Raw genomic sequence first — 4,560 nt, 5'->3', positions numbered from 1 at the left:
CGTGGGCAGGAAAATCGTTACGGCACTATGAGCGATTCGTCGTAGCAGAAGTTCCGGGGTGGGTTCGGCGCGGATGAAAGATTTCTAAATATTTTTTCAGTGGCGGACAATTTCAATCTGATAGCACACGGGTGTTTTGCCCCTATATATAAAGGGCGAAACTGTTGCGAGATATTTTTGTGCCAGCATCGAAAAATATTTTGAAAAATTCGTCAAAAAAGCTACGAACGGTCTTATGGCGTTTGGCTATAAGTCACCACCTGGCGATTTTTTGGCGCCGGATTCGTGGCGTGATGGCTATTTGAGTCTTGCCCCGTTCTGGGGCCAACGCGACGACACATGCAGAAATATACCAAGACCACAAGAAAGCTAAGGCTTTGCCGTGGCCTGCCGTTACCCCACCTGGGCGCTCTATGGAGCTGTCCATGAACGAAGGAGCGTCTTGGGCAGCCTTGGGACCCTAGGTCACCAGGGGCGTCTCATCCATAAACCACATGGAAGAGATGAGAGAAAGCCAAAAATGAAGAAGAAATCGCAGGTCCTGTTGGCCAGTGTTTCGTTGCTGATGGCTGGCATGGTCCAGGCGGGGCCGAAGGTAGACGTAACCGTCAAAAACCAGGGAGCCGAGACAATGGTTCTCAAGCTGGTGACCTCGAACGAATCCAGCACCTATCAGATCGCTGTTCCTCGCCCTGCACAGGAGATGGCCCCCGGCACAGTGAGTACTTTCGGCGTTCAACGTGTTGTCAGCCCGGATGTAAACGCGGCGATGGTGCGATACACGATGGGACGTAAAACCTGTGCTTTCGGTACCACGTTTCAGATGCGTCTGATGCCTGGCGGTATCAAAAAACCCGAATGGACAAAAACAGCCACTCCAAGTGGCGGCGCGACCTGTACGGCCAATATTACCGGCACCTCCGCTGATAATTCATGGCGTGTCGAGTTCACCATGAAATAAGCATTTCAACTAGAAAGGGTAGCTGCTTCGTCGCGAATTTGCGGCGAAGCGCTGCTGATCAAGTATTAGGTTTGCTTACGATAGGTGGGGCTTACATGGAAATAAGATATGTAGGGGGAGCTTTGCGTAGTGCGCAAGATTTCGGTGCGCGGGAGCGTTCGACCGCGATTGAGCGCATGGCAGAGCTGGAAACTCCCAAAGAAGTGATTGACGAACAGATTTCCTCGCTGGCGAAGGCCTTGAGTGCAGCGGCAGAGCGTGCCGAGTTGCGAGATAGCCAGTTGTCAAGAAGCGATCTGGCAGTGTTGGCGGCTAAAATAAGCGAGCGGCTTTTTGGCTTGGGCTATGAGTTCGCCAAGGTCGCTCATGATGCTGAAACCCCCGACACAGAAGACCCTGAATGGCTTGCCAGGGCTAAACAAGCTACTGATTTTGTTAATGGCAGAGCGGGTAATCCGTTTGCCCAGCTGACTCAGGAGCAGTTGAGCCTTATCGCTTACGATGAGGGCGGAGTTTTTACAGTCAATGAGCGTAAGGCCGCAGCGATGGAAACGAGCAGGCGTTACTGTGAATGGTCCGTATATATCTGCAGCAAGATCAGTGCAGAGCAGCAGACTAGCGGTAGTAGTGCGCAGGGTCTCCAGGAGATCTTGTCTTACTATCGATCTTTGCCAGCGATCGAGGAAGCCCGGTTCGGTAATTATGAGGTCATGATAACGACGCAGTTGAATTCATCGGAGATCGAATGGCCTGAGTTTAACGTTTCGCTGATCGATATGATTGCCACTGAATGGGGGGCTGATCAGGATCGTTTGACAGATAATTTGGAGGTGGGTAATGAGCCATCTTCGTCTTGAATCAGTAAAACGTTCGATTGACGGCCGGATAGTTCTCGATGATGTATCTCTGTCATTTGTTGAAGGCCAGTCATGCGCCATTATTGGCTCCTCTGGCTCAGGCAAAAGTACGCTGCTCAACCTGATCGGCCTGCTCGACCAGCCGTGTCGGGGGCGTCTGATACTGGACGGTTGTGACATGACGCAGGCAAATGCTGACCAACGCGCCATCGCCCGCAATCGCTCGCTGGGCTTCGTGTTCCAGAGCTTTAACCTGCTGCCACGCCTGTCCGTTCTGGACAATGTCGCGCTGCCGCTAACTTACCGGGGTATCCGCCTGGCCTCGGCACGGCAGGCCGCGAAGGCTCACCTGGAAAAAGTCCGCCTGGCCCATCGTGCCTTGAACCGGCCCGCTGATCTGTCCGGCGGCCAGCGCCAGCGTGTTGCGATCGCTCGGGCGTTGGTTACCGGGCCGCGAATACTGCTTGCCGATGAGCCAACGGGAAACCTGGATGGCGATACGGCGCAAGACATCATGGGGCTGCTATCGAGCCTGAACCGCGAGCAAGGGCGAAGAGGGCGTTCCAGGCTCACTCGGCAGGGTGATCGCGCAGGAACACCAGGTGGTCCGGCTTCGACTGCTCGGCACTGTAGTAGTACCCCTGCACATCGAACTGCTTGAGTTGTTCCGGCTCGCTGATGCGCTGCTGGATCACGAAGCGGCTCATCATCCCCCGTGCCTTCTTGGCGTAGAAACTGATGATCTTGTACTGGCCGTTCTTCAAGTCCTTGAAATCGACGTTGATCACCCGAGCCTTCAATACGCTGCGTTTTACCGCGCTGAAATACTCGTTGCTGGCCAGGTTCAGCAGCACATCATCACCTTGTTCGGCCAGGGCCTGGTTCAGCCATTCGCTTATGCGCGTGCCCCAGAAGGCGTACAGGTCCTTGCCGCGGGCGTTGGCCAGCTTGGTGCCCATTTCCAGGCGGTAGGGTTGCATCAGGTCGAGCGGGCGCAGCAGGCCGTACAGGCCCGAAAGCATGCGCAAGTGCTGCTGGGCGTAGCTGAAGTCATCCTCGCTCAAGCTCTCGGCGTCGAGGCCGGTGTACACGTCACCCTTGAACGCCAGCAGCGCCTGCTTGGCATTGGCCGGGGTGAAGTCCGGGGTCCAGCTGCCGAAGCGCGCGGCATTCAGGCCGGCGAGCTTGTCGGACAGATGCATCAGTTCGCTGATCTGCGCCGGCGACAGGTCGCGCAGCTGCTGAATCAGCTCCTGAGAGTCGTCCAGGTACTGGGGCAGGGTGAAACGCTCGGTCACAGGCTTGGTGTCGTAGTCGAGGGTCTTGGCGGGTGAAATCACCGTCAGCATCGGGTCGGCTCCTGGCATCGTTGGCCGGGAATTCTACGGGCTGGACAGTGCAACTCCAAACTATGGCGACGATAGTCACAGACCATGGCCGATGCAGAGGCTATAGTGCGCGTTTCGCCGTTGCGGAGCCTTCAACCGTGCGTATTGCCTCTGCCTTGCTGGCCGCTCTGCTGAGCCTGGCCGCGCAAGCCGCCCCTTCACCCCAGCCGAGCCTGGACCGCAGCCTGTGGCCTGAACAGCTGGACAGCCCGGCGTTGTTCGATGTGGCCTCGCGGGCCGAGATCCTCTCGTTTGCCCAGGTGCTGCACGAAAGCGAACTGCTGGACGACGCGGCGCTAGCGTCACGTTTGGGGCTACGGCAGGTCAACCTGCAGAAGGTGCGCCAGGTGCGGGCGCGCATGTGGCAGCGTTTGTGGGAAGGGTATCAACAGGCGCAGCGCAGTTGCGAGCAGGATGCGTCGTTCTGCTATCCGGTCACGTCGATGGCGGAATTGCGTACGCAGGCAGCGACGTTCGCCGCTGATGTCGGCACGTTCTACACGGGGTGGATCGAGCCTAGCCATCAGTTCCATGTCCGTTATCTGGACGACCAACTGCGCAAGGCTGCATTGCTGCCACAGACCAGCAGCGAGGTGGAGCGGTTGTCCCCGGGCGAGCGCAATGGGGATGAACTGAACGACCGCATGTTCCTGCTGACCTTCGTCGGCGGCCCCGGGCCGGATGGCGGCAGTACCGACCTGCTGGCTGATTACCTGCGTCGGCAAAAGCTTGAAGGTACGTTCTTCGTGCTCGGCAACCGTCTGCAGCAACGGCGCGACGCCGGGGCGGCAGATGCCTTGCGCCAGCTCTATGGCGGGCAGTGCGTGGGGATCCAGGGTTGGGAGTACCGCTCCCATGCGCAGTGGACCGGCTGGCAGGACTCGTTGCGGCGCAGCCAGGCGCGGGTGCAGGCCGACCTGCCGGAGCAGTATGTACCGTTGTTCCGCCCGCCTTACGGGCAGCGCCGGGCCGATGGCGAGGCGTTCATGGCCAGCCAGCAGTTGCAGGTGTCGTTGTGGGACATCGATGCCCAGGATGATGGTGCATTAAGTGCAGAAGCCTCTGCGCAGCGGGTGCTGACCTTGATGCTGCTGTGGCGCAAGGGGGTGATCCAGTTCCATGACAGCCTGCCCAAGGCGCAGCCAGCGGTGGAGTGGTTGTTGCGCAATACGGCGCAGAGCGGGATTGGTTGGGAAGATTGCCAAGCTTATGGCTTGAGGGGGTAGGGGCCGCTTTGCGGCCCATCGCGACACAAGGCCGCTCCTACAAGGTTACGCGATGCCTGTAGGAGCGGCCTTGTGTCGCGATCGGGGTGCGAAGCGCCCCCCGCCAATGCCAGCCTGAATTTTTACTG

Annotated in this window: 5 protein-coding genes; 4 read left to right on the top strand and 1 reads right to left on the bottom strand. The window is 58.2% G+C overall.

From position 1 onward, the window contains the following. Window positions 1-520 precede the first annotated feature (520 nt). From JV551A3_RS26980 to JV551A3_RS26970, 3 genes are all read left to right on the top strand, one after another. A complete protein-coding gene (locus JV551A3_RS26980; protein ID WP_133979264.1) occupies window positions 521-961 on the top strand; it encodes a hypothetical protein in 441 nt (146 codons plus the stop codon). A gap of 176 nt (window positions 962-1,137) precedes the next feature. Beyond that, window positions 1,138-1,818, top strand: a complete 681-nt coding sequence (locus tag JV551A3_RS26975) for a hypothetical protein (protein WP_133979262.1) — start codon at window positions 1,138-1,140, stop codon at window positions 1,816-1,818. Then, entirely contained in the window at window positions 1,799-2,479 is a 681-nt protein-coding gene (locus tag JV551A3_RS26970) for an ABC transporter ATP-binding protein (protein WP_133979260.1), read from the top strand. Before JV551A3_RS26975 ends, JV551A3_RS26970 begins: the two co-directional genes overlap by 20 nt. On the opposite strand, the gene yaaA is transcribed toward JV551A3_RS26970, so the two are convergent. Beyond that, the gene (gene yaaA / locus JV551A3_RS26965) at window positions 2,388-3,167 is read right to left on the bottom strand and encodes a peroxide stress protein YaaA (RefSeq protein WP_133979258.1); all 780 of its coding nucleotides are present in this window, start codon (window positions 3,165-3,167) and stop codon (window positions 2,388-2,390) included. The genes JV551A3_RS26970 and yaaA overlap by 92 nt on opposite strands. Before the next feature lie 137 nt (window positions 3,168-3,304). Between yaaA and JV551A3_RS26960 the strand changes: the two genes are divergently transcribed. After that, window positions 3,305-4,432, top strand: a complete 1,128-nt coding sequence (locus tag JV551A3_RS26960; protein ID WP_133979256.1) for a polysaccharide deacetylase family protein — start codon at window positions 3,305-3,307, stop codon at window positions 4,430-4,432. Window positions 4,433-4,560 lie beyond the last annotated feature (128 nt).

The organism is Pseudomonas inefficax (genome assembly GCF_900277125.1).
Taxonomy (GTDB): domain Bacteria; phylum Pseudomonadota; class Gammaproteobacteria; order Pseudomonadales; family Pseudomonadaceae; genus Aquipseudomonas; species Aquipseudomonas inefficax.
This window is presented reverse-complemented; position numbering and strand designations above follow the sequence as displayed.

Bases quoted from the DNA above. Each gene is read 5' to 3' on its own strand.
- yaaA (WP_133979258.1), bottom strand. From the start codon at position 3,167: ATGCTGACGGTGATTTCACCCGCCAAGACCCTCGACTACGACACCAAG.
- JV551A3_RS26970 (WP_133979260.1), top strand. From the start codon at position 1,799: ATGAGCCATCTTCGTCTTGAATCAGTAAAACGTTCGATTGACGGCCGG.
- JV551A3_RS26975 (WP_133979262.1), top strand. From the start codon at position 1,138: ATGGCAGAGCTGGAAACTCCCAAAGAAGTGATTGACGAACAGATTTCC.
- JV551A3_RS26980 (WP_133979264.1), top strand. From the start codon at position 521: ATGAAGAAGAAATCGCAGGTCCTGTTGGCCAGTGTTTCGTTGCTGATG.